Here is a 22732-nt window from a genome sequence, read left to right as displayed (position 1 = left end):
ACCCCTCCTGAATTGGCTCTGTCGCGGACCGGATTGGCCCCTAGAGTGGCATCCATGGCACGAATTGGCAATCTCCGGTACCGGCCGGCCCGGCGGCTCGTCCAGCTCTACGCCGGGCTCGCCCTCTACGGGATCAGCATGGCGCTGATGATCCGGTCCGGCCTCGGGCTCGACCCGTGGGACGTGTTCCACCAGGGGCTCGCCCGGCAGACCCACCTCTCCTTCGGCACGGTCACCATCGCGGTCGGCGCGCTGGTGCTGCTGCTCTGGATCCCGTTGCGGCAGCGCCCCGGCCTCGGCACGGTCAGCAACGTCGTGGTGATCGGGCTGGTCGTCGACGCCACCCTGGCCGTGCTGCCGCCCGGCGAGGGCCTGCCGCTCCGCACCACCCTGCTGGTCGTCGGCATCGTCGCCAACGGCGCCGCCACCGGCCTCTACCTGGGCGCCGGGCTGGGCCCCGGGCCGCGCGACGGCCTCATGACCGGCTTCACCGCCCGCCGGCCCCGCTACTCCGTCCGGCTGGTCCGGACCGTCATCGAGGTGACCGTGCTGAGCCTCGGCTGGCTGCTCGGCGGCACCGTGGGCCTCGGCACCGTGGCGTACGCGCTGGCCATCGGGCCGCTCGCCCAGCTGTTCATCCCGATCTTCGCGGTGCCGGCCCGGCCGGCCGACGAGCCCACCGGCGAGCCGGCGGTGCCCTGCGCGCCGCGGCCGGCCGGCGAGGCCGCCTGACCCGGCCGTCGATCACGCAGCGTCACCTCCGCCGCGCCGACCGCCATCTCCTGGGACGCCCCGGACGCCCCTGAGCTGCGACGACGTCCGACAGCGAAACCGGGTGTTTTCTCCGCCGTCGCGGCCGGGCATCATTCGTCCATGGGGGAGAACGGTTGGCGTTGGAGCGACGCCTGGATCTTCGTCTCACTGGTCATCGCGAGCGGCGCCGGTCGGCACCGCCGGGCAGCCGCCACCCGGCGCCCGGAGGGCGTGCGCCTCGCCGACGTCCTCTCCACCGCCGACCACCTCAACCAGGCCATTCCCGAGCGGCACGAGGTGGAGGGCGCCGTCCGCCGGTTGGTGAGCGCCGGCCTGGTCAGCGTCAGCGACGGGTGGTTCCGGGTGACCCCGGACGGCGAGCGGCTCTGGCGCACCCGGCCCAGCGCCGGCCTGGGCACCACCGTGGACACCGTGCAGGGCGTGCTGAGCCGCGGTCCCGCCCCGGACGAGTCCGACTGGCACCTCGACGAGGACGACCACGCCGCCGCGGTGCAGGAGTACGTGGTCCGCTCGATCCCCATGCCGCGCCGCTCCCCCGAGGGGCACTCCGGCCGTCCCTGACCGCCGCTGCCGGCGCCCGGGGACGGGCGGGGTCAGCGGACCGGGTGGCCGGCGCCGCGCAGGGCGTCCTTGACCTCGGCGACGGTCAGCTCGCCGAAGTGGAAGACGCTGGCCGCGAGCACCGCGTCGGCGCCCGCGCCGATGGCCGGCGGGAAGTGGGCCACCCGGCCGGCCCCGCCGCTGGCGATCACCGGCACGTCGACGACCGCGCGGACCGCCTCGATCAGCGGCAGGTCGAAACCGGCCTTGGTGCCGTCGGCGTCCATCGAGTTGAGCAGGATCTCGCCCGCACCCAGTTCGGCGCCGCGCGCCGCCCACTCGACCGCGTCGAGGCCGGCGCCCCGGCGCCCGCCGTGGGTGGTCACCTCGAAGCCGCTGGGCGTGGTGCCGGCCGGCGCCCGGCGTACGTCGAGGGAGAGCACCAGCACCTGGCGGCCGAACCGGTCGGCGATCTCGGCGATCAACTCGGGGCGGGCGATGGCCGCGGTGTTCACCCCGACCTTGTCCGCGCCGGCGCGAAGCAGGGTGTCGACGTCGGCGACCCGGCGCACGCCCCCGCCGACCGTGAGCGGGATGAAGACCGACTCGGCGGTGCGCCGCACCACGTCGAGCATGGTGCCGCGGTCGCTGCTGGAGGCGGTGACGTCGAGGAAGGTCAACTCGTCGGCGCCGGCCCGGTCGTACGCGGCCGCCAGCTCGACCGGGTCGCCGGCGTCGCGCAGGTCGAGGAAGTTGACCCCCTTGACCACCCGCCCGGCGTCCACGTCCAGACACGGGATCACCCGTACCGCCACCGTCATGCCGCGAGCCTATCCAACCGGCACGGCGCGGCGGCCGGCCCGACCGGGCCGGCCGCCGCGAACGAGTGCTGGGTCACACCCGGACGAGCATCTTGCCGAGGTTCTCACCGCGCAGCAGGCCGAGGAAGGCCTCCGGGGCCCGCTCGATGCCGTCGACCACCGTCTCGTCGTAGGAGATGCGGCCGTCCCGCAGCCAGCCGGCCATCTCCTGGACGAACTGCTCGCGCAGGTGCCCGTGGTCGCCGACCAGGAAGCCGCGCAGGGTGAGCCGCTTGCCGATGAGCAGCGCCAGGTTGCGCGGGGCGGCGGGCGGCTCGGTGGCGTTGTACTGCGCGATCATGCCGCAGATGGCGGCCCGCCCGTGCAGGTTCATGGCCCCGATGGCGGCCTCCAGGTGCTCCCCGCCGACGTTGTCGAAGTAGACGTCGACGCCGTCCGGCGCGGCGGCCCGGAGCTGGTCGCGGACCGGCCCGTCGTGGTAGTCGAACGCGGCGTCGAAGCCGAGCGCCCGGAGCCGCTCGACCTTGGCCGGCGAGCCGGCGCTGCCGACCACCCGGCCCGCGCCGCGCAGCTTGGCGATCTGCCCCACCATGCTGCCGACCGCGCCCGCCGCCCCGGAGACGAACACCGTTTCGCCGGGCTTCATGGCCGCCACGTCGAGCAGACCCGCGTACGCGGTCAGCCCGGTCATGCCGAGCACGCCCAGGTAGGCGGTGACCGGGGCCAGGCCCGGGTCGACCTTCCGCGCGCCCTTGGCGTCGACCAGCGCGTACTCCCGCCAGCCCAGGCCGTGGAGGACGACGTCGCCGGGCGCGAAGCCCTCGGCCTCGCTGGCCACCACCTCGCCGACCGCGCCGCCGTCGAGCGGGGCGTCGAGCCGGAACGGCGGCACGTACGACTTGACGTCGTTCATCCGCCCGCGCATGTACGGGTCGACCGACATGAACTGGTTGCGGACCACGAGCTGGCCCGGCCCCGGGGTGGGGATGTCGGTGGTGACCAGCCGGAAGTTGTCGGCGGTCGGCCAGCCCTGCGGCCGGGACGCCAGGTGGATCTCCCGGTTGGCCGTCATGCGGCGTCCCGGACGGTCAGGGTGACGTCGATGTTGCCCCGGGTCGCGTTGGAGTAGGGGCAGACCTGGTGGGCGGTCTCGACGAGCTGCTGCGCGGCGGATCGCTCGACGCCGGGCAGGTCGACCACCAGGGTGACCGCGAGGCCGAAGCCGCCGTTGCCGTTCGGGCCGATGCCGACCTCGGCCTCGACGACCGAGTTCGAGACGTCGGCCCGGGCCTTGCGGGCGACCAGGCGCAGGGCCGAGTGGAAGCAGGCCGCGTAGCCGGCCGCGAAGAGCTGCTCCGGGTTGGTCGCGCCGCCGGCGCCGCCCATCTCCTTCGGCACGGCCAGGTCCAGGTCGAGGCCGCCGTCGGAGGTGCGGACGTGGCCGTCCCGGCCGTCGCCGGTGGCCTGTGCGGACGCGGTGTAGAGCACCTGCATGGTGGTCACTGCTCCTTCTGTCGGTGGATCGTCTCGGTGACCCGGGTGAGGGTGTCGCGCAGGGCGACCAGCTCGGCCTCGGTGAGGCCGGTGGCGCAGGCCACCTGCCGCGGCACCTCGTTCATCCGCTCCCGCAGGGCCCGGCCCTGGGCCGTGAGGCCCACCTCGACCCGGCGCTCGTCGGTCGCCGAGCGGGTGCGCACCACCAGGCCGGCCGCCTCCAGCCGCTTGAGCAGCGGGGAGAGCGTGCCGGAGTCGAGCCGGAGGCGCGCGCCGAGTTCGGAGACGGTGGGGGCGTCGTCGCCGCGCTCCCAGAGCACCAGCAGCACGAGGTACTGCGGGTAGGTCAGGCCGTGCTCGTCGAGGATGGGCCGGTAGACGTCGGTGAGGGCGCGCGACGCCGCGTAGAGCGCGAAGCACACCTGCCGGCGCAGCACCAGATCATCGGTCACCCGGAAAACGTAGCGTCCAATTGAGTTGTGCACAACCGATCGGGGTGCGAGGTGACCGCCCCCACACCGGGGACGGCGTCAGCGGTCGCCGAGCCAGGCCTCCAACTCGACCTCGACCAGGTGATCCGGGTCGATGAGCCCGGCCACCACCACCATGGTGGCCACCGGACGGACCGCGCCGAACACCGCGTTGTGCGCCCGGCCCACCTCGTCGGCGTACATCCGGTCGGTCACGTACATCCGGGTGCGCACCACGTCGGCCGGCCCGGCGCCGACCTCGGCGAGCGCGTCCAGGCCGATCCGGATCGCCTGGGCGGTCTGCGCCGCGGCGTCCCCGACGTGGGCCACCCGGCCGTCCACCGTGGAGGTGCAGCCCGCCGTGATCGCCGACTGCCCGGCCCGGACCACCCGGCTGTAGCCGTAGAGCGCCTCCCAGGGGCCGCCCGACCCGAGCCGGGTGACGGCGGAGTCGCCCGGCTCCGACTCCGCGCGGGAACCCTCGCCCGCGACGGCGGTCACGCCCCGGGCCGCAGGGTGGCGAGCGCCTCGGCGACGGTGAACGCGCCGGCGTAGAGCGCCTTGCCGGTGATCACGCCCTCCACCCCCACCGGCTCCAGGGTCGCCAGCGCGCGCAGGTCGTCCAGGGTGGACACGCCGCCGGAGGCGACCACCGGGGCGTCCGTCCGGGCGCAGACCTCGCGCAGCAGCTCCAGGTTGGGCCCGCGCATCGTGCCGTCCTTCGTGATGTCGGTGACCACGTAACGGGCCGCACCGGCCTTGTCCAGCCGGGCCAGCACCTCGTAGAGGTCACCGCCGTCGCGGGTCCAGCCGCGCGCGGAGAGGGTACGGCCGCGCACGTCCAGCCCGATGGCCACCCGATCGCCGTACTCGCCGCAGACCCGGTCGCACCACTCCGGGTCCTCCAGCGCCGCGGTGCCGATGTTCACCCGCGCCGCGCCGGTGCCCAGGGCGGCCTGCAACGACTCGTCGTCCCGGATGCCGCCGGAGAGTTCGACCTTCACGTCGAGCCGGCGGACCACCTCGGCGAGCAGGTGGGCGTTGGTGCCCCGCCCGAACGCCGCGTCCAGGTCGACCAGGTGGATCCACTCCGCCCCGTCGGCCTGCCAGGCGAGGGCGGCCTCCAGCGGGTCGCCGTACGTGGTCTCGCTGCCGGCGGCGCCCTGGACGAGCCGGACGGCCTGCCCGTCGGCGACGTCCACGGCGGGCAACAGGGTGAGGCTCAACGAATTTCTCCTCGCATCTTCAACGTCGGTCCAGCGCGATCACCACGACCGCGGGCAGGACCAGCAGCAACAACACGACCAACGCCAGCCGCAGCGCCAGGTCGTCGACGAAACTCCAGATGCCGGCCACGGCCGCGCCGGTGAGCAGCACGATCGCCGCCCGCTCGCCACGACTGTGCCGGCGCAGCCGGCCGGTGCGGCCCCGCCGCACCGCGGGCGTCAACCGGCGTACGACGGCACGCCGCCGCTCCCGGCGCGCCACCCTGCGGACGCGCGCGGCGCGTTCCCGCTCCAGCTCGGCCTGGCGCGCCTCCCGCCGCTTGGCCCGCTCCTTACTCAAGTGTGCCGAGCCAGTTGCGCAGCAGAGCAGCCCCCGTGTCGGCCGACTTCTCGGGGTGGAACTGGGCCGCCGACAGGGCCCCCCGCTCGACCCCGGCGACGAAGTCCGTGCCGTGGTGGGCGGTGGTGACGGTGGCCCCGGCGGCGGCCAGCGCGGCCGGCGCGGTCACCCCGTAGGAGTGGACGAAGTAGAACCGGGCGTCGGCCGGCAGGCCGGCGAAGAGCACCGAACCGGCCGGGGCCTGCACGGTGTTCCAGCCCATGTGCGGCAGCCGCGGCGCGGGCAGCCGGGTCACCCCGCCGGGCAGCAGCCCGAGCCCCTTGGTGACCACGCCGTGCTCGTCGCCGTGCTCGAAGAGCACCTGCATCCCCACGCAGATGCCGAGCACCGGGCGGCCGGCGGCGACCCGCTCGGCGATGACCGGCCCGGCGCCCAGTTCCTCGATGCCGGCCATGCACGCGGCGAACGCGCCGACGCCCGGGACCACGAGGCCCTCGGCCTCGGCGGCGGCGGCCAGGTCGGCGGTCACGGTGACGTCCGCCCCGGCCCGCGCCAGGGCGCGCTCGGCCGACCGCAGGTTGCCCGACCCGTAGTCGAGCACCACGACCCGCCTGCCCATCAGCTCTCCCCCGGCAGCAGCCACAGCAGCCCGCCGGCGGTGGCCAGCACGGCCAGCAGGCCGGTGATCACCACGGCGGGGCGGGCGGCGCCCTGCTTGTAGAGCGACCAGGTGCCGCCCACCAGCACCCCGGCCAGGATCAGCAGCAACGTCGGCAGCACCCGCATCAGAGCCACCTTCCATTCGCGACTGCGGTACTCCGCTGCGCTGCGTTCCTCGCGCTCATCAGAGGGCGCCCTTCGTGCTGGGGATCGCGCCCGCGGCGCGCGGGTCGATCGAGGTGGCCTCGCGCAGCGCGCGGGAGACCGCCTTGAACTGGGCCTCGACCACGTGGTGGGCGTCCGGGTTTCCACCCGGACGGGCCGCGCGCAGCACGTCCACGTGCAGGGTGACCCGGGCGGCCTGGCCGAACGACTCCCAGATGTGCCGGGTCATGCTGGTCGGGTAGACCGGCCCGATGTACGGCGCGAGCACCGGCTCGTCGTGCACCACGTACGGCCGACCGGAGAGGTCGACGGCGGCCCGGACCAGCACCTCGTCCATGGGGACGGTGGCCGAGCCGTACCGCCGGATGCCGGCCTTGTCCCCCAGCGCCTGGTCGAACGCGGCGCCCAGGGCGAGCGCGGTGTCCTCCATGGTGTGGTGGGCGTCGATCTCCAGGTCGCCGACGGTGTGCACGGTCAGGTCGAAGCCGCCGTGCCGGGCGATCTGGTGCAGCATGTGGTCGTAGAAACCGACGCCGGTCTCGATGTCGGCCTTGCCGGTGCCGTCGAGGTCGATCTCGACGAGAACCTTGGTCTCCTTGGTGATCCGCTCCACCCGGGCGGTCCGGCTCATGACAGCTTCTCCATTGCAGACAGGAAGGCGTCGGTCTCGGCGGGGGTGCCGGCGGTGACCCGCAGCCAGCCGGGCAGGCCGACGTCGCGGACCAGCACGCCGGCGTCGAGCAGGGTGCGCCACGCGGCGGCCTGGTCGACGGCTCCGGGTCGGGGCGCGGCGTCAGACGCGCCGAGCCGGAGTTGTCGGTCGCCGCCGACCTCGAAGAGCACGAAGTTGGCGTCGCTGTCGGCCACCCGGTGCCCGCGGGCGCGCAGTTCGGCGACGATCCGGTCGCGCTGCTCCATGATCGCGGTGACCGTGCCGAGCAGGGCGTCGCGGTGGGCCAGCGCCGCGCGGGCGGCGGCCTGGGTGAGCGCGGAGAGGTGGTACGGCAGGCGGACCAGCTGCACCGCCTGCACCACGGCCGGGTCGGCGGCCAGGTAGCCGAGCCGGCCGCCGGCGAAGCCGAACGCCTTGCTCATCGTGCGGGTGACCACGAGCCGGGGGTGCCCGGGCAGCACGGCCAGCGCGCTGACCGTGCCGGGCCGGGCGAACTCGGCGTACGCCTCGTCCACGACCACCATGCCGGGCGCCTCGGCGAGCACGGCGGCGACCACGGCCGGATCGAGCGCCGTGCCGGTCGGGTTGTTCGGCGAGCAGAGGAAGACCACGTCGGGCCGGTGGGCCCGGACCTGGGCAACGGCGTCGGCCACGGTCAGCCCGAAGTCCGCGTCGCGGGCGGCGGGGATCCAGCCGGTGCCGGTGCCGAGCGCCAGCAGCGGGTGCATCGAGTACGCCGGGGTGAAGCCGAGCGCGGTGCGCCCGGGGCCGCCGAACGCCTGGAGCAGCTGCTGCTGGATCTCGTTGGAGCCGTTGGCGGCCCACAGGTGGTCGACGGTGAGCCCGTGCCCGAGGTAGTCCGCGAGGTCCGCGCGCAGCGCCACGGCGTCCCGGTCCGGGTAGCGGTTCAGGTCGCGCAGCTCGGCCGCGAGGGCCTTGCCGATCGCCTCCGCCACCGGCTCGGGCACCGGGTAGGAGTTCTCGTTGGTGTTCAACCGCACCGGCACGTCGAGCTGCGGCGCCCCGTAGGGCTTCAAACCCCGCAGGTCGTCGCGGATCGGCAGGTCGTCCAGGGTCGTCACGGGGTCTCCCCCGGGAAGCGTGCGCTGACCGCCTGGCCGTGTGCCGGCAGGTCCTCGACGCCGGCCAGGGTGACCACGTGCGGGGCCACCTCGCGCAGCGCCTCCCTCGTGTATTCCACGAGGTGGACGCCGCGCAGGAAGGACTGCACCGACAGGCCGGAGGAGTGCCGGGCGCAGCCGCCGGTGGGCAGCACGTGGTTGGAGCCGGCGCAGTAGTCGCCGAGCGACACCGGCGACCAGGCGCCGACGAAGATCGCGCCGGCGTTGCGCACCCGCAGCGCCCACTCGCGGGCGTCCGCGGTCTGGATCTCCAGGTGCTCGGCCGCGTACGCGTCGACCACCCGCAGCCCGGCCTCCAGGTCGTCGACGAGGACCACGCCGCTCTGCTCGCCGCGCAGCGCGGTGCCGATCCGCTCGGCGTGCTTGGCGGCCGGCACCTGCCGGGCCAGCTCGGCGTCGACCGCGTCGGCGAGGGCCGTCGACGGGGTGACCAGCACGCTGGCCGCGAGCGGGTCGTGCTCGGCCTGGCTGATCAGGTCGGCGGCGACGTGCGCCGGGTCGGCGGTGTCGTCGGCCAGGATGGCGATCTCGGTGGGCCCGGCCTCGGCGTCGATGCCGACCACGCCGCGCAGCAGCCGCTTGGCGGCGGTGACCCAGATGTTGCCGGGGCCGGTGATCATGTCGACCGGGTCGCAGCGCTCGGCCCCCTCGGGGTCGACGGTCGCGCCGTACGCCAGCATGGCCACGGCCTGGGCGCCGCCGACGGCGTAGACCTCGTCGACGCCGAGCAGCGCGCACGCGGCGAGGACCCGCTGGTCGGGCAGGCCGCCGTTCTCCTTCTGCGGCGGGCTGACCACCACCAGCGAGCGGACCCCGGCCGCCTGGGCGGGGACCACGTTCATGACCACGGTCGACGGGTACATGGCCAGGCCGCCGGGGACGTAGAGCCCCACCCGGTCGACCGGCACCCAGCGCTCGGTCACCGTGCCGCCCGGCACCACCTGCGTGGTGTGGTCGGTGCGGCGCTGGTCGGCGTGGACCTTGCGGGCCCGGGTGATCGACTCCAGCAGCGCGGCCCGGACCTGCGGGTCGAGGCTGTCCTCGGCCGCGCGGATCACGTCGACCGGCACCCGCAGGCGCTCCGGGGAGATGCCGTCGAACCGCTCGCTCGCCTCGCGGATCGCCGGGTATCCATGCTCCCGGACCGCCTCCACGAGGGGGCGGATGCGCTCGACGGCCACGGAGACGTCGAGTTGGGCACGGGGCAGCAGGCGGCGCGGGTCACGGGACCCGCCGCGCAGGTCGATCCGGTTCAACACCCTTGCGAGTCTAGGCCGCCGGCCCGCGCGCCGACCGGAGCCGCCCGTACGCCGGGACGGTGAGCCGGGACACGCCGCCGGGACGCGATCGGGATACCCTCGATCACGTGACCGCACGGCTGCCGGTTTTTCCGCTCGGGACGGTCCTGTTCCCGGGGCTGGTCCTCCCGCTGCACATCTTCGAGGAGCGTTACCGGGCGCTGGTGCGCCACCTCGTCGGGCTGCCCGAGGGCGCGGCCCGCGAGTTCGGGGTGGTGGCGATCCAGAGCGGCTGGGAGGTCGCGGCGGCCGGGCCGCCGGGCCGGTCGGCACCGGGCGGCGAGGTCACCCTGCACGAGGTGGGCTGCACCGCCGAGCTGCGGCAGGTCACCGAGCTGGCCGACGGCGGGTTCGACATCGTCACCGTGGGGCGGCGGCGGTTCCGCGTCGCCGAGGTCGACGACGCGGCCGCGCCCTACCTGACCGCCGAGGTGGAGTGGCTGCCCGAGCCGTCCGGCGCGGACGAGGTCGCCGACCTGCTGGCCGCCCGCGTCATCTCGGTCTTCCGGCAATATCTGGGCCTGGTCCGGCCGGACCCGCAGGAGATCTCCGAGCAGCTGCCGGAGGATCCGACGGTCCTGTCGCACCTGGTCGCCGCGACCGCGGCGCTGACCGTCGACGACCGGCAGCGGCTGCTCGCCATCGACGACACCGCCGGGCGGCTCCGGGCCGAGCTGCGGCTGCTCAACCGGGAGACCACCCTGCTGCGCCAGGTCCGGGCCGTCCCGGTGCCGCTCAGCGAGCTGGCTGGTCCCCCGGTTCCGAACTGATCCCCGGCCCGCCGGGCGCCCACCCGCCGTCCCACGCCGGCTCCGGCCGCAGCGAGGGCCACCGCGACCAGCCGGCCAGCAGGGTGTACGTCACGGCCGCGCCGAACGCCGCCAGCAGCAGGTTGCCGTGCGGGACGGGGAGCGGCCCGTACCAGTCGATCCCGCCGGCACGCAGGTCGGCGGGCTTGGTGAAGTCGGTCCCGGGTGGCGCGGTGTCCAGCAGCCGCTGGTAGGTGCCGAGCCCGATCCGGCGGCCGACCTGCCAGGCCACGACCGCGGCGCCGAGCCCGCCGAGCACCCCGGCGACCAGGCCGGCGGGGCCACGCCGGCGGCGCAGCACCACCCACAGGCTGATCGCGGCGAGCACGCCGAAGCCGAGCCCGAGCAGGCTGAACCAGCCGTCCGCGGCGATGGGCTGCTCCGGCTGCGGGGTGGCGTAGACGGCGCCGTCGGCGGTCATCCGCACCGGCGTGCCGGGGGCCACCAGCGCCCAGAGCAGGCCCAGGGGCGCGCCGAGCACGGTCAGCAGCACCGCCGCGCCGAGGGCGACCGCGGCGGCCCGGCCACCGGCCCGCCGGGTGGCGGCCGGCGCGCCGGGAATGGCCCCGACGACGCCCGGGTAGCCGGCGAGCGGGTCCGCGCCGGGCGCGGTGACCGGGGTGCCGGCGGGCACCGGCAGGCCGCCGGGCCACGCGGGCACCTCGCCCTGGCCCGGGGGCCGGTCGGGCGCGGCTCCTTCGTCCGGGGACCGGCCGGGCGTCTGTGCCGCGCCCGGGGACCCGTCGGGCGGGACGAAGTCGGTGGGCCGGTCGGGGCGCGGGGAGCTGCCCGCACCGGCGGGCGGGCGGGCGGCGTCGCCGGGCGCGCCGGGACCGCCGGCGGCCCGCTCGGAATCAGGGGTGTCCGGACTCACCCGGTGATCCTCTCAGGCGGCGGGGCGGCGCGGGGCGGCGGTGGCGGTCAGCGGGCGAACGGCTCCAGCATCACCGAGGCGGCCTTGAGCCAGCCCTGCCGCGTCTCCGCCTGGAGCTGGTGGTATTCGATCGAGGAGCCGGTCTCCAGCGCCGGGTCGTAGGGCACCACGGCCACCGCCCGGGTCCGGGTGGCGAAGTGCCGTTCCAGGTCGTCCTGGAGCGAGGTGCGACCGGGGGTGGGGCAGGAGATCAGGGTGACCGCGTTGTCGGCCAGCTCGCCCATGCCCTCCTCGTGCAGCAGGTCGAGCATCCAGTCCGCGCTGAACGCGGCGTCCTCCCGGGGCACGGTGGTCACCACGAGCTGGTCGGCGGCCTGCATGACCGTGCGCCAGTTGGGGCTCTCCACGTTGTTGCCGGTGTCCACGCAGACCACGTCGTGGGTGCGGCGCAGCAGCTCCAGCACGCGCTTGACGGTGAACTGGTCCAGCCGCTGGGCGAAGCGCGGGCTCTCCTCGCCGGCCAGCACGTCGTAGGAGCCGTCGGAGGCGTGCCGCAGGTAGTCGTCGAGGTGCTCCAGGAGGGTGGCGCCCTCCAGGATCTCGATCTGCGCGAGGTCGTGGACCAGGTGCCGGATGGTGCGGGCGTGCCGGGCGCTGCCGGCGCGCAGCCCGAGGGTGCCCCGCAGCTCGTTGTCGTCCCAGGCCAGCACCCCGCGCCCGCGGACGCTGCCCACGGTGGCCGCGGCGAGCACGGTGGCCGTGGTCTTGTGCACCCCGCCCTTGGGATTGGCGAAGGCGAGCACCCGGGGCCCGCCCAGCTCGCGGCGGAGGACCCCGGTCGCCCGCTCCAGCTCGCTGTCCGGCCCCTGCGCGCGCCACTCCACCCGTGCCGGCTCGATCCGGGCCGGGTAACCCTCGGGCCGGGCCGGATAGGCGGGGGCGGGTGCGGGTGCGGGTGGCTCGGGGGCGGGGTGGGTCTCCGGCCGGTAGCGACCCCGGTCGAGCAGCGCGTAGCGGGACTCCACCGGGGCCGGGTCGGGCTGGTAGCCGGTGTCGAGCAGGGCATACCGGGACTCGACCGAGGCGGTGCCCCGGCCGCGCGCCTGCGGTTCGGGATAGCCCGGCTCCGGCGGGTGGACCGGCTCGGCCCGCCAGGACGGCTCCGCGCGCGGCTCCGGCTCGGCGCGGTACGCGGGCTCCGCCCGGTAGGCCGGCTCGCCGCCGTGGCGCGGGTCGACCCGGTAGGCCGGCTCCACCCGGTAGGTCGCCTCGACGCGGTAGGCCGGCTCGGCGTCGAACGACGCGTCGGCGGGGCGGGCGACGGCCTGCGCCCGGCCCGTCCAGCCGGTGCCGGCGGCCCGCCGGGGCAGCGGGTCCTGGGTCGGCGGCGGGGGTTCGTCGGGGCGGTGGTCGGCGTCGGGGTGCTCCGCGCCGCGACCGCCGAGCCGGGCCCGGTCGAGCAGCGCCCGCCACCGTGGTGCCGGCTCAGCCTGCCGACCCCAACCGGTTTCGCTGCCATCCAAGGCCTCGCCCCTCCCCCAGCCCATCGATCTCCGCCTGACAGGCTACGAACGAAACCCTATTCGGACCACACCCCGGTGCGCACATCCCCCGGTGGCTCTCCTCACCGCCCCACCGGCCACGGGCCCGCCCACCTGCACGTCTCAGGAGGTGGGAGCGGGATTCGGCGGTCCCGGCCCGGCGGCGGGCCGGCCGGCGGCCGGTGAGGATCCGGTCACCGTCGGTGCGGATTCCGACGAATCGGCCATAGCGGCGCCCGGTGCCAGCCCGGTGTCGGCCGGCGGCCGGACCACGTCCCGCTGCTCCGGCAGCGGCGCGGTGAACACCGTGCGGTCCAACCGGGTCACCTCCGGGGCCGGGTCGACCGCGCGGACCCCGGACCGGGCGGCCAGCGCCCGCAGGGCGGCCGGGGCGTCCCGCACCACGGCGGCGTAGACGCAGGCGCAGGCCGCCCGGTAGCCGGCCGCCTCCCGCGCCGCCACGACGGCCCCGGTGTCGTACACCCGGCGCAGCTCGGGATCGGCGGTGGCCGCCGGGGCGGCGGCGCGGGCCCGGTAGTCGGCGGCCTCCCGGTCCTTGCGCACGGCCACCTCGGCCATCCCGGCGACCACGTCGTCCGGGACGCGCAACGCGGCGATCCGCACGATCTCGGTCTGCCGCCCGGGCACGGGCACCCGGGCCAGCACGGCGGAGACCGGGGCGCCGCCCAGCGCGGTGGCCACCTGCGCCGGCGTCAGGTACGCGGCGAACGACACCAGGGCGTAGCCGCCGGGCGCCGGGGCGTCGAGCCGGGCGAGTTCGTCGGCGGCGGCGCGCAGGTAGGCCGGCACGGAGTCCCCGTCGGCCACCCCGACCCGGGTCACCTCACCCACCGTGCGGTCCCCCACGGGCTCGTCCCGCCGCTGCGCGACGGCGACCACCAGCACCACCAGCGCGCAGGCCAGGGCCAGCCAGGTGAGCGCGGCGGAGCGCGACCGCCGCGGCGGCTCGGTGTCGGTGCTCATCGGTCAGTCGCGCAGGATCTCCAGCGCCCGGGCCAGGTCGTCCGGGTAGTCGCTCACGAAGGTGACCTCGTCGCCGGTGCGCGGGTGCGCGAAGCTCAGCGAGCGGGCGTGCAGCCACTGCCGGCTCAGCTCGAGCCGGGCCGACAGGGTCGGGTCGGCGCCGTAGGTGAGGTCGCCCACGCAGGGGTGCCGCAGCGTGGAGAAGTGCACCCGGATCTGGTGCGTACGCCCGGTCTCCAGCCGCACGTCGAGCAGGCTGGCCGCGGGGAACGCCTCGAGGGTGTCGTAGTGGGTGATGCTCGGCTTGCCGCCGGAGACCACCGCCCAGCGGTAGTCGTGGTGCGGGTGCCGGTCGATCGGCGCGTCGATGGTGCCGCGCAGCGGGTCCGGGTGGCCCTGCACCACGGCGTGGTAGCGCTTCTCCACCTCGCGGACCTTGAACGCCCGCTTCAACACGGTGTACGCCTGCTCGCTCTTGGCCACCACCATGACGCCGGTGGTGCCCACGTCGAGCCGGTGCACCACGCCCTGCCGCTCGGCGGCGCCGCTGGTGGAGATCCGGTGGCCGATCCCGGCCAGCCCGCCGATCACGGTCGGGCCGGTCCAGCCCGGGCTGGGATGGGCGGCCACCCCGACCGGCTTGTCCACCACCACGATGTCGTCGTCGGCGTAGACGACGGTGAGGCCGGGCACCGCCTGCGGCACCACGGTCGGCGGGGCGGCCGGCGCGGGCAGCGTGACCTCCAGCCAGGAGCCCGCCTTGACCTTGTGCGAGTTGGGCCGGGCCGCGCCGTCGACCAGCGCGTCACCGGCGTCGACCAGCGTGGCAGCGGCCGTCCGGGACAGCCCGAAGAGCCGGGAGACGGCCTGGTCCAGGCGCATGCCGTCGAGCCCGTCCGGGACGGGCAGGGAGCGGTGGTCGCCGCCGGCGGCGAAGGCGGAGGTCACGCGCGCTCCCGCTGTGCGGCGGGGGCCTCGTCGCCGGAACGACCGGCGGTGGCCCGGGAGCCGTCCCGCTGCCGGCCGGTCAGCTCCAGGAACACCGCCAGCAGCACGCCGCAGACCAGCGAGCTGTCGGCCAGGTTGAACACGGGCCAGACCTGCCCGTACGGGTCGAAGAGGCTGACCATGTCGACCACGTGGCCGACGAAGTGCCCGGGGGCCCGGAAGACCCGGTCGGTGAGGTTGCCCAGCGCCCCGCCCAGCACCAGCCCGAGCGACACGGCCCAGGGCAGCGACCGCAGCCGCAGGGCCATCCAGGCGATCCAGGCGATCACGCCGATGGTGATCAGCGGGAAGACCCAGGTGTGGTCGGAGCCGATGCTCCACGCGGCGCCGCTGTTGCGGGTCAGGCTCAGGTAGACCGCCCCGCCGAGCAGCGACACCGGGCCGCGCCCGGTGAGCTCCGAGAGCGCGAGCTGCTTGGTGACCAGGTCGGCGACGAGGGAGGTCAGGGCCACCCCGAGCAGCAGGCCGGCCGCCTTGCGGCGGGGCGTGCCGGTGCCCGACTCGGCGGTGCCGGACCCGGCGGGCGGTGCTGCGGTCATCTGCTCCCCATCGACGCTCGCGACGGTGGCGGTCACCGTCTGCCGTTCGGCCGCCGGGGAACGGACGTCAGCGCCGTTCCTCCAGCTGCTTGCAGCTCACGCAGAGGGTGGCCGACGGGAAGGCGGCGAGCCGCTCCACCGGGATCGGGGTGCCGCACCGCTCACACCAGCCGTAGCCACCCTCGTCGAGACGCTCCAGCGCGCGCTCGACCTGCGTGATCCGCTCCTTGATGCTGTTGGCGAGTGAGATCTCCTGCTCGCGCTCGAACGTCTTGGTGCCGGTGTCGGCCTGGTCGTCCCCGGCCGAGTCGGTCAGCCGGTCGCGCTGCAGCTCGGTGATCTCGCTCAGCGTCTGATCGTACTCGGCGTTGAGCTCGTCCCGCCGTGCCGCCAGGGCGGCCCGGATCTTCTCGGTCTCCGCGGCGCTGCGGGTGGCCTTCGCCACCGGCTTGCGGCCGGCGGTCCTGGTGTCGGCTGGCTTCGCCATCGTCAGCTCCCTCAGCCGCGTGCCGCGGCGGTCAGCGTGCCTGGGCGGGGGTCGCCGGCAGCGGGCGTCCCCCATGTACGGAACGGGCGCACGGCGACAGGGCCGTGCACTCCGGAGGGTGGCAAGAATACGGAACGTACAGGCGTCCGACAACGTGCCGCACCGTCGCACCGCGTTTCAGCCCCGAACAGCCACCAATCGGGACAAAGGGAACGCTAGCAGATCAGCCGGTCCGGTCCTCGCCGTACTCGCCAAACCACCGGGCCAACCGGCCTCGCCGGCTCACCGCCCGCAGCCGCCGCTCCGCCTCGTCCCGCACCTCGGCGGTGGCCACGATGAGCAGGCTGTCGCCGACCTTCAACCGGGTGTCCGGGCCGGGCACGAAGCCCACCCCGTCGCGCAGCACCAGCGTCACCGAGGCGCCCACCGGCAGCCGCAGCTCGTCCACGTGCACCCCGCCCAGCCGGGAGCCGGGCGGCACCTCCAGCTGGAGCAGGTCGGCCCGCATCCGCTCCAGCGGGGCCGTCTCCAGCAGGATCTCCGCGGCCTCGGCCGGCGCGGTGACCCCGAGCCGGCGGGCGGCCGGCGCCAGGGTCCCGGCCTGGAGCAGCGTGAAGATCACCACCAGCACGAAGACCGCGTCGAAGAGCCGGTCGGCGCCCGGCACCCGCAGCGAGAGCGGGATGGTGGCCAGCACGATCGGCACCGCGCCGCGCAGCCCGGCCCAGGAGAGGAAGAGCTGCTCGCGCAGCCCGAACCGGAACGGCAGCGCGGACACCGCCACCGACAGCGGCCGGGCCAGCAGCAGCAGGGCCAGCCCGGTGACCACCGCCGGCAGCACCGCCGCGTCCAGCCGGCCCGGCGAGACCAGCAGGCCGAGCAGCACGAACAGGCCGATCTGGGCCAGCCAGGCCAGGCCGTCGGCGAAGCCCAGGATGGCCTGCCGGTGCGGCAGCCGCGCGTTGCCGAGCAGCACGCCGGCCACGTAGACGGCCAGGAAGCCCGAGGCGTGCAGCACCGAGCCGGCCGCGTACGCCAGCACGGTGAAGCCGACCACCGCGATCGGGTAGAGGCCGCTGGACGGCAGGGCGGCCCGGCGCAGCGCGTACCGGCCGGTGATCCCGGCGGCCACGCCGACCGCCGCGCCGACGCCCAGCTCGTAGCCGACCAGGAGCACCTCGTACCACCACGGATGGGCGGCCTCGACCCCGGCCCGGGACAGCAGCAGCACCAGGATGACGACCGGCGCGTCGTTGATCCCGGACTCGGCCTCCAGGGTCGCCACCAGGCGGGGCGGCAGGCGCAGCCGGCGCAGGGTGGCGAAGACGGCCGCCGCGTCGGTGGAGGAGAGCACCGCGCCGTAGAGCAGCGCCAGCCGCCAGTCCAGGCCGAGCAGCAGGTGCACCACGACGCCCACGACCAGAATGCTGACCAGCACGCCGACCGTGGAGAGCGCGGCGGCCAGACCGAGCACCGGCCGCAGGGTGCTCCACCGGGCGCTCAGCCCGCCCTCCGCGATGATCACGATGAGCGCGCAGAAGCCGAGCACCCGGGTCAGCTCGACGTCGTCGAACCGGATGCCCAGGCCGGCCTCGCCGATGGCCACCCCGAGCGCCAGGTAGGCCAGGAGGCTGGGCACGCCGAGCCGGGTGGAGAACCGCACCGCGCCCACCGCGACCAGCAGGACGGCGGCGCCGACCAGCAGCGCGACGTCGAGCCCCGGCGTCATTCGCGGCCGGTCCGCGGGCGCGTCACCCGGCCGATCCGTCGCGCAGCCGCCGAAGCAGGTCGGGCAGCCCGGGGGCCGGGTGTTCGACCAGGAAGAGCTTGTCCCGGCTGGCCGCGCCGGCCCGCAGGGAGACCGCCGCCGGCCGGACGCCGAGCGCGTCGGCCAGGGCGCGGCGGGCCGCCTCGGTGGCCCGGCCGTCCACCGGGGGCGCGTTCACCGCGACGACCAGGGCGGGACCGTGCGGCCCGTCGAACCGGCCGCCGACCCGGGCCCGCGAGGCGCCGGGCTTCACGCGTACGGCGACCGTGAGCGTGTCGTCCATGGCCACCATGATCAGTGCGGCCGGGATTCGGCGAGCAGCGTGGTGGCCGGCGCGCACCGGCCGCACGGGGTGAAGCCCAGCCCGACCGCCTCGGCGACCGGCAGCGGCTCGTCGGCCCGGCCCACCAGCTGGTGGCAGCCGGGCAGGTGGAAGCGGGGGTGGCCGTCGACCACCCGGACCTCGCCGTCGAGCCGGACCAGTTGGGCGACCTCCCCGGCGGTGAGGAACTCGGCCGGCGGATCGCCCTCGAACGGGCCGTCCGGCGCCGGCGACGTGGGCGTCGGCGCGTCAGAGGCCGTCTCGGCGCGGGACGGGCCGCGCGGGGCGGGCGGCGAGTAGGGCTCGGCCGGCGGGTCGAACGGGCCGGGCTCGAACGGCCCGGGCTCGAACGGACCGGCCGGCGCGCCGTACGCGGCGGCCGGCGGGTCGACCGGATCGGCCGGCGGGCCGTACGCGGCGGCCGGCGGGTCGACCGGGTCGGCCACCGGTGGCCTGGGCGGTTGCCGCCTCCCGGGTCCACCGGTGCCGACCGGCGACGTGCTGTGCGGGACCGGGACCTCCGGCTCGTCCTGGGACGGGCGCGACGGTGCGGTCCTGCGGCGCGGCCCGGTCTCCCGGCCCGCCGTGGCCCGGGCCGCGGCCGCCTGGCGGGCGAACGCGACGAGAGCGACGGCGGCCAGCAGGCTGGCCGCGATCGAGGTGATCAGCAGCGGGCTGGACCCACCGGCCAGCCCGGCCACCAGGAGCACGACCGCGACGAGGATGAGCAGGATGCTGGCGGCTATCACGGCTCACCCCCGGCCGCGTCGTGTCGGTCTGCTGCGTTGCCGGTGGCCGCCGCGGGGACGGCCACCGACGCCGGGATCAGCGGCCGGACTCGAGCGAGCCCGTGCGACCGCCGCCGTAGGAGCCGGCGAGGCCGGCGGTGGCGAGGCCGTTGCTGCCGCCGCCGGCGGCGCGAGCGCCCTCGGAGCGGTTCATCTCGACCTCGAGGCCCTGGCCGCGACCGTCGAGGTCGCGCAGCTGGCTCTCCAGGTACGCCTTGAGGCGGGTGCGGTACTCGCGCTCGAACTGCTTGAGCTCCTCGATGTGCTTCTGCAGCGCGGTGCGCTTGGCGTCCAGGCCGCCCATGGCCTCCTGGTGCCGCTGGCGGGCGTCCCGCTCCAGGGCGTCGGCCTTGGCGCGGGCCTCGCGGGTGACCTCCTCGGCCTTGGAACGGGCCTCGGAGAGCAGCTGGTCGGCCTCGCGCCGGGCGTCGGACACGTGGTCGTCGGCGGTGCGCTGGGCCATCATGAGCACCCGCAGCGCCTGCTGCTCGCCGTCGGCGGCGGAGGCCGCCGGGCCACCCTGGGCGCGGACCTGCTCCAGCTCGGACTGCATCGCCCGGGCCGCCTGCTCGGCGGCCGCCTTGTCGCGCTGCACCCGGTCGAGCTGGGCCTTGACGTCGTTGAGCTCGGCCGCGAGGCGGGCGTCGCCGCCGGGACCGGCGGGAGCGCCACCCCGACCGCCGCGCTCCACCTGGGCGCGCAGCTCGTTGTTCTCCTCGATCAGACGGGCGAGCTCGCGCTCAACCTCGTCCAGGAAGGCGTCGACCTCCTCCTCGTCATAGCCCCGCTTGCCGATCGGCGGCTTTTTGAAGGCGACGTTGTGGACGTCGGCCGGGGTCAGCGGCATCGAAACTCCTCGGGTCAGTTGCGGCCGCGAAAGCGCTCTGGTCAGGCAAAGGCCAGGATCAGGCGCCTAAACACGAACTCCATCAGCACGAACAGGATAACCAGGAGCACAAGGGAGGCCAGGTCGATGCTCACGGTACCAATTCGCAGTGGTGGGATCACACGCCTCAACGCGCGCAGGGGCGGATCAGTGACGCTCCACACGACTTCGAGTCCCGCGGATGCTCCACGACCCGGTTGCCAGCGGCGACCATAGGCCAGAACGGCGCCGAGGACAAATCGGGCCAACAGCACAAGCAGGAAGAAATACAGGAGCAGATAGAGCACCTGGAACAGGATCGACAACACGGCAGGCGACGTCCCTCGGTCGTGCGGGCTAGCTCAGGCTGAAAAAGCCGCCCTCAGCGATCTTGGCCTTGTCCTCCGCGGTGACCTGGACGTTGGCCGGTGAGAGCAGGAACACCCGGTTGGTCACGCGCTCGATCGTACCGCGCAGGCCGAACGCCAGCCCGGCAGCGAAGTCGACCAGCCGGCGGGCATCCGCCTCGTCCATCTCGGTGAGGTTGATGATCACCGGCACGCCGTCGCGGAAGTGCTCACCGATGGTGCGCGCCTCCCGGTAGGTGGTCGGGTGCAGGGTCGTGATCTGGTAGCGCTGCTCGTCCTCCACCACGGCCCGCTCGCGCGGCTGGGCCTGCGGCGCCAGGGCGAGGTTGTCGCGGGTGTGGTAGGTCAGCGCGCCGGAGGTCTCGCCCGCGCCGGAGCGGGTGATCGACCGGACGCTGGACCGCTCGGTCCGCTCCGGCCGCTCCACCTCGGCACGATCATTCTCGACGGCGCGGCTCGACGCGCGCTCGGTCAACCGGCCCCGGTCGCCGACCCGGCCCCGGCTCGCCGGCGGCTCCTCGGACTCGTCGTCCTCGTCGTCGGCGAACTCCTCCGAGTAGCGGCTCGACCGGTAGCGCGACTCGCGGTAGCCACCCTTGTCGTAGCCACCGTCCTCGTACGCCCGCTCCTCGTCCTCCTCGACGAGACCGAGCCAGACCCCCGCCTTGCGCAGTGCACCCATCCCCGCGCCCTTCCGTCCGCCGTGCGGCACGCGCCCCCGTGCCGTGTCGCTTGATCACGAGTGGACAACGATGCCCACCGGACCGGATCGGCAATCCCCTGGCGAGCGATTCGCGGTCCGCCCCCCACGGCCCCCGGCTACGGGAACGCCGTTCCTAACAACACTGCTGTAATTTGCTTCTTTCGCGGTCAGGCTACCGCAGCGTGGGGCGCATTCCGAGCAACGCGCTGCCGACGCGGACATGTGTCGCGCCATATCCGATCGCAATTTCCAGATCACCGCTCATGCCCGCCGAGAGCACCGTCGCACCGGGATGGTCGGCGCGGAATCGCGCCGCCACCTCGGCGAGCCGGGCGAACGCCCGGTCCGGCTCCCAGCCCAACGGGGCGACCGCCATCAGGCCGGCGAGCCGCAACCCGCCGGCCCCGGCCACCGCGGCGGCCACCGGACCGAGCCCCCGGTCCGGGTCGGCCGCGTCCGGCAGCGCCCCGCCGCGGGCGGGGTCGCCGTCGACGCTCACCTGCACGAGCACGTCCAGCGGCCGGTCCCGGGCGGCGGCCGCGGCGCCGTCCAGGGCGGCGGCCAGCCGCACGCTGTCGACCGACTGGACCACGTCGGCGTAGCGGACCACCGAGCGGGCCTTGTTGCGCTGGAGCTGGCCGATGAAGTGCCAGCGTGGCGCCGCCCCGGCGGCGGCCGCCTCGGCGGCCTTCGGGGCGGCCTCCTGGTCGCGGTTCTCCCCCACGTCGGTCACCCCGAGCCCGGCCAGCGCGACCACGTCGGCGGCCGGGTACGTCTTGGTCACCGCGACCAGGGTGACCTCGCCCCGGTCCCGCCCGGCCGCCGCGCAGGCGTCGGCGATGCGGCCCCGGACCCGGGCGAGGCCGGCCGCGAGCTCGGCGCGACGGTCAGGTCGCACCGTGGTCCGTGAGTCGGTCATCGGTGCGGCTCAGGACCCGTTCTTGAGGAAGTCCGGCACGTCGACGTCGTCGAAGAGCACCCGGCGCGGCGACTGCTGCGGGGCCGGCATGGTGGCCGGCGGGCTCACCGGCGCGTTCGCCTGGGTCGGCGGGTTCTGGTTGGTCTTGCGGGACGGCTCGACCGCCTTGTAGGCCGGCGCGCCGCCGTCGAAGCCCGCCGCGATCACGGTCACCCGCACCTCGTCGCCCAGCGCGTCGTCGATGACCGCGCCGAAGATGATGTTGGCGTCCGGGTGGGCCGCGTCGGTGACCAGCTGGGCGGCGTCGTTGATCTCGAAGAGGCCCAGGTCGGAACCGCCGGCGATGGAGAGCAGCACGCCCCGCGCGCCGTCCATGCTCTGCTCCAGCAGCGGGCTGGAGATGGCCGCCTCGGCCGCCTCCACGGCGCGGTTCTCGCCGCGGGCGCTGCCGATGCCCATGAGCGCGCTGCCCGCGCCGCTCATCACGCTCTTCACGTCGGCGAAGTCCAGGTTGATCAGACCCGGCGTGGTGATCAGGTCGGTGATGCCCTGGACACCGGAGAGGAGCACCTGGTCCGCGGTGCGGAAGGCGTCCATCATGGAGATGTTGCGGTCACCGAGCGCGAGCAGCCGGTCGTTCGGGATCACGATGAGCGTGTCGCACTGGTTGCGCAGCTCCTCGATGCCCGACTCGGCCTGCACCTGGCGGCGCTTGCCCTCGAAGGAGAACGGCCGGGTGACCACGCCGATGGTGAGCGCGCCGAGCTTGCGGGCGATGTTGGCCACGACCGGCGCGCCGCCGGTGCCGGTGCCGCCGCCCTCGCCGCAGGTCACGAAGACCATGTCGGCGCCCTTGAGCACCTCCTCGATCTCGTCGCGGTGGTCCTCGGCGGCGTTCTTGCCGACGTCCGGATTGGCGCCGGCCCCCAGCCCGCGGGTCAGCTCCCGGCCGACGTCGAGCTTGACGTCGGCGTCACTCATGAGCAGCGCCTGCGCGTCGGTGTTGATCGCGATGAACTCGACGCCCTTGAGCCCAACCTCGATCATCCGGTTGACGGCGTTCACGCCGCCACCCCCGATGCCGACGACCTTGATGACCGCCAGGTAGTTGTGCGGAGGTGTCATCTCCGGTCCTTTCCCTTCGAGATTGGCAT

General features: G+C 75.1%; 29 protein-coding genes. 3 read left to right on the top strand and 26 right to left on the bottom strand.

Annotated elements, in window-relative coordinates; translation table 11 throughout:
• The first annotated feature begins 54 nt into the window (after positions 1–54).
• Both ABZ452_RS07600 and ABZ452_RS07595 read left to right on the top strand, forming a co-directional pair.
• On the top strand, positions 55–732 hold the full coding sequence (locus ABZ452_RS07600) for a hypothetical protein (protein ID WP_357939960.1): 678 nt from the start codon (positions 55–57) through the stop codon (positions 730–732).
• Positions 733–873: 141 nt separating this feature from the next.
• Entirely contained in the window at positions 874–1335 is a 462-nt protein-coding gene (locus tag ABZ452_RS07595; protein ID WP_357939958.1) for a hypothetical protein, read from the top strand.
• 32 nt (positions 1336–1367) lie between these two features.
• Here the strand turns inward: ABZ452_RS07595 and hisF are convergent, their stop codons facing one another.
• The 12 genes from hisF to hisD all read right to left on the bottom strand — a co-directional run bounded on the left by hisF (position 1368) and on the right by hisD (position 9564).
• Entirely contained in the window at positions 1368–2135 is a 768-nt protein-coding gene (gene hisF / locus ABZ452_RS07590; RefSeq protein WP_357939956.1) for an imidazole glycerol phosphate synthase subunit HisF, read from the bottom strand.
• A 73-nt stretch (positions 2136–2208) separates the two neighbouring features.
• Positions 2209–3207: an NADP-dependent oxidoreductase gene (locus tag ABZ452_RS07585; RefSeq protein ID WP_357939954.1), complete on the bottom strand. Its 999-nt coding sequence runs from the start codon at positions 3205–3207 to the stop codon at positions 2209–2211.
• The gene (locus ABZ452_RS07580; protein WP_357940081.1) at positions 3204–3629 is read right to left on the bottom strand and encodes an organic hydroperoxide resistance protein; all 426 of its coding nucleotides are present in this window, start codon (positions 3627–3629) and stop codon (positions 3204–3206) included. The genes ABZ452_RS07585 and ABZ452_RS07580 overlap by 4 nt, the downstream gene beginning before the upstream one ends.
• Before the next feature lie 5 nt (positions 3630–3634).
• Positions 3635–4081 (bottom strand): MarR family transcriptional regulator, encoded by a 447-nt coding sequence (locus ABZ452_RS07575; protein WP_357939952.1) that lies wholly within the window; start codon positions 4079–4081, stop codon positions 3635–3637.
• 78 nt (positions 4082–4159) lie between these two features.
• On the bottom strand, positions 4160–4600 hold the full coding sequence (locus ABZ452_RS07570; RefSeq protein WP_357939950.1) for a RidA family protein: 441 nt from the start codon (positions 4598–4600) through the stop codon (positions 4160–4162).
• Complete coding sequence (gene priA, locus ABZ452_RS07565; RefSeq protein WP_357939948.1) at positions 4597–5325, bottom strand: bifunctional 1-(5-phosphoribosyl)-5-((5-phosphoribosylamino)methylideneamino)imidazole-4-carboxamide isomerase/phosphoribosylanthranilate isomerase PriA; 729 nt, start codon at positions 5323–5325, stop codon at positions 4597–4599. Before priA ends, ABZ452_RS07570 begins: the two co-directional genes overlap by 4 nt.
• 19 nt (positions 5326–5344) lie before the next feature.
• Positions 5345–5665: a hypothetical protein gene (locus tag ABZ452_RS07560; RefSeq protein ID WP_357939946.1), complete on the bottom strand. Its 321-nt coding sequence runs from the start codon at positions 5663–5665 to the stop codon at positions 5345–5347.
• Positions 5658–6284 carry an imidazole glycerol phosphate synthase subunit HisH gene (gene hisH / locus ABZ452_RS07555; RefSeq protein WP_357939944.1) on the bottom strand — a complete coding sequence of 209 codons (627 nt, stop codon included), beginning with the start codon at positions 6282–6284 and terminating at the stop codon, positions 5658–5660. The genes ABZ452_RS07560 and hisH overlap by 8 nt, the downstream gene beginning before the upstream one ends.
• Entirely contained in the window at positions 6284–6451 is a 168-nt protein-coding gene (locus ABZ452_RS07550; protein WP_192580018.1) for a hypothetical protein, read from the bottom strand. The genes hisH and ABZ452_RS07550 overlap by 1 nt, the downstream gene beginning before the upstream one ends.
• A gap of 58 nt (positions 6452–6509) precedes the next feature.
• Entirely contained in the window at positions 6510–7121 is a 612-nt protein-coding gene (hisB, locus tag ABZ452_RS07545) for an imidazoleglycerol-phosphate dehydratase HisB (protein ID WP_357939942.1), read from the bottom strand.
• Positions 7118–8245, bottom strand: a complete 1128-nt coding sequence (locus tag ABZ452_RS07540; RefSeq protein WP_357939940.1) for a histidinol-phosphate transaminase — start codon at positions 8243–8245, stop codon at positions 7118–7120. The genes hisB and ABZ452_RS07540 overlap by 4 nt, the downstream gene beginning before the upstream one ends.
• Positions 8242–9564 (bottom strand): histidinol dehydrogenase, encoded by a 1323-nt coding sequence (hisD, locus tag ABZ452_RS07535; protein ID WP_357939938.1) that lies wholly within the window; start codon positions 9562–9564, stop codon positions 8242–8244. Before hisD ends, ABZ452_RS07540 begins: the two co-directional genes overlap by 4 nt.
• Before the next feature lie 107 nt (positions 9565–9671).
• Here hisD and ABZ452_RS07530 point away from each other — a divergent pair, with 107 nt between their 5' ends.
• Positions 9672–10373, top strand: coding sequence for an LON peptidase substrate-binding domain-containing protein (locus ABZ452_RS07530; protein ID WP_357939936.1), 702 nt, complete (start codon positions 9672–9674; stop codon positions 10371–10373).
• Here the strand turns inward: ABZ452_RS07530 and ABZ452_RS07525 are convergent.
• The 14 genes from ABZ452_RS07525 to ftsZ form a co-directional block, all read right to left on the bottom strand.
• Entirely contained in the window at positions 10339–11286 is a 948-nt protein-coding gene (locus tag ABZ452_RS07525; RefSeq protein ID WP_357939934.1) for a DUF2567 domain-containing protein, read from the bottom strand. The genes ABZ452_RS07530 and ABZ452_RS07525 overlap by 35 nt on opposite strands.
• Before the next feature lie 47 nt (positions 11287–11333).
• Positions 11334–12833 (bottom strand): AAA family ATPase, encoded by a 1500-nt coding sequence (locus tag ABZ452_RS07520; protein WP_357939932.1) that lies wholly within the window; start codon positions 12831–12833, stop codon positions 11334–11336.
• Positions 12834–12950: 117 nt separating this feature from the next.
• Positions 12951–13811 (bottom strand): hypothetical protein, encoded by an 861-nt coding sequence (locus ABZ452_RS07515; RefSeq protein ID WP_357939930.1) that lies wholly within the window; start codon positions 13809–13811, stop codon positions 12951–12953.
• A 3-nt stretch (positions 13812–13814) separates the two neighbouring features.
• Positions 13815–14759, bottom strand: a complete 945-nt coding sequence (locus tag ABZ452_RS07510) for an RluA family pseudouridine synthase (protein ID WP_357939928.1) — start codon at positions 14757–14759, stop codon at positions 13815–13817.
• Entirely contained in the window at positions 14756–15358 is a 603-nt protein-coding gene (gene lspA, locus ABZ452_RS07505; protein ID WP_357939926.1) for a signal peptidase II, read from the bottom strand. The genes ABZ452_RS07510 and lspA overlap by 4 nt, the downstream gene beginning before the upstream one ends.
• 67 nt (positions 15359–15425) lie before the next feature.
• Positions 15426–15845, bottom strand: a complete 420-nt coding sequence (locus tag ABZ452_RS07500) for a TraR/DksA C4-type zinc finger protein (protein WP_357939924.1) — start codon at positions 15843–15845, stop codon at positions 15426–15428.
• A gap of 223 nt (positions 15846–16068) precedes the next feature.
• The gene (locus ABZ452_RS07495) at positions 16069–17574 is read right to left on the bottom strand and encodes a potassium/proton antiporter (RefSeq protein WP_357939921.1); all 1506 of its coding nucleotides are present in this window, start codon (positions 17572–17574) and stop codon (positions 16069–16071) included.
• 22 nt (positions 17575–17596) lie between these two features.
• Positions 17597–17905, bottom strand: a complete 309-nt coding sequence (locus ABZ452_RS07490; protein ID WP_357939919.1) for a DUF167 domain-containing protein — start codon at positions 17903–17905, stop codon at positions 17597–17599.
• A 2-nt stretch (positions 17906–17907) separates the two neighbouring features.
• Positions 17908–18684 (bottom strand): hypothetical protein, encoded by a 777-nt coding sequence (locus ABZ452_RS07485; protein WP_357939917.1) that lies wholly within the window; start codon positions 18682–18684, stop codon positions 17908–17910.
• A gap of 76 nt (positions 18685–18760) precedes the next feature.
• Positions 18761–19570, bottom strand: coding sequence for a DivIVA domain-containing protein (locus tag ABZ452_RS07480; RefSeq protein ID WP_357939915.1), 810 nt, complete (start codon positions 19568–19570; stop codon positions 18761–18763).
• A 41-nt stretch (positions 19571–19611) separates the two neighbouring features.
• Positions 19612–19917 carry a YggT family protein gene (locus ABZ452_RS07475; RefSeq protein ID WP_091268049.1) on the bottom strand — a complete coding sequence of 102 codons (306 nt, stop codon included), beginning with the start codon at positions 19915–19917 and terminating at the stop codon, positions 19612–19614.
• 28 nt (positions 19918–19945) lie between these two features.
• A complete protein-coding gene (gene sepF, locus ABZ452_RS07470) occupies positions 19946–20638 on the bottom strand; it encodes a cell division protein SepF (protein ID WP_357939913.1) in 693 nt (230 codons plus the stop codon).
• A gap of 193 nt (positions 20639–20831) precedes the next feature.
• Positions 20832–21578: a YggS family pyridoxal phosphate-dependent enzyme gene (locus ABZ452_RS07465; RefSeq protein WP_357939910.1), complete on the bottom strand. Its 747-nt coding sequence runs from the start codon at positions 21576–21578 to the stop codon at positions 20832–20834.
• Positions 21579–21587: 9 nt separating this feature from the next.
• Positions 21588–22703: a cell division protein FtsZ gene (gene ftsZ, locus ABZ452_RS07460; protein ID WP_151464449.1), complete on the bottom strand. Its 1116-nt coding sequence runs from the start codon at positions 22701–22703 to the stop codon at positions 21588–21590.
• Between the last annotated feature and the right edge of the window lie 29 nt (positions 22704–22732).

It is taken from the genome of Micromonospora sp. NPDC005707 (assembly GCF_040631005.1).
Lineage (GTDB): Bacteria > Actinomycetota > Actinomycetes > Mycobacteriales > Micromonosporaceae > Micromonospora.
Note: the sequence above shows the minus strand (reverse complement) of the source record. Positions and strands in the feature narration are given on the sequence as shown.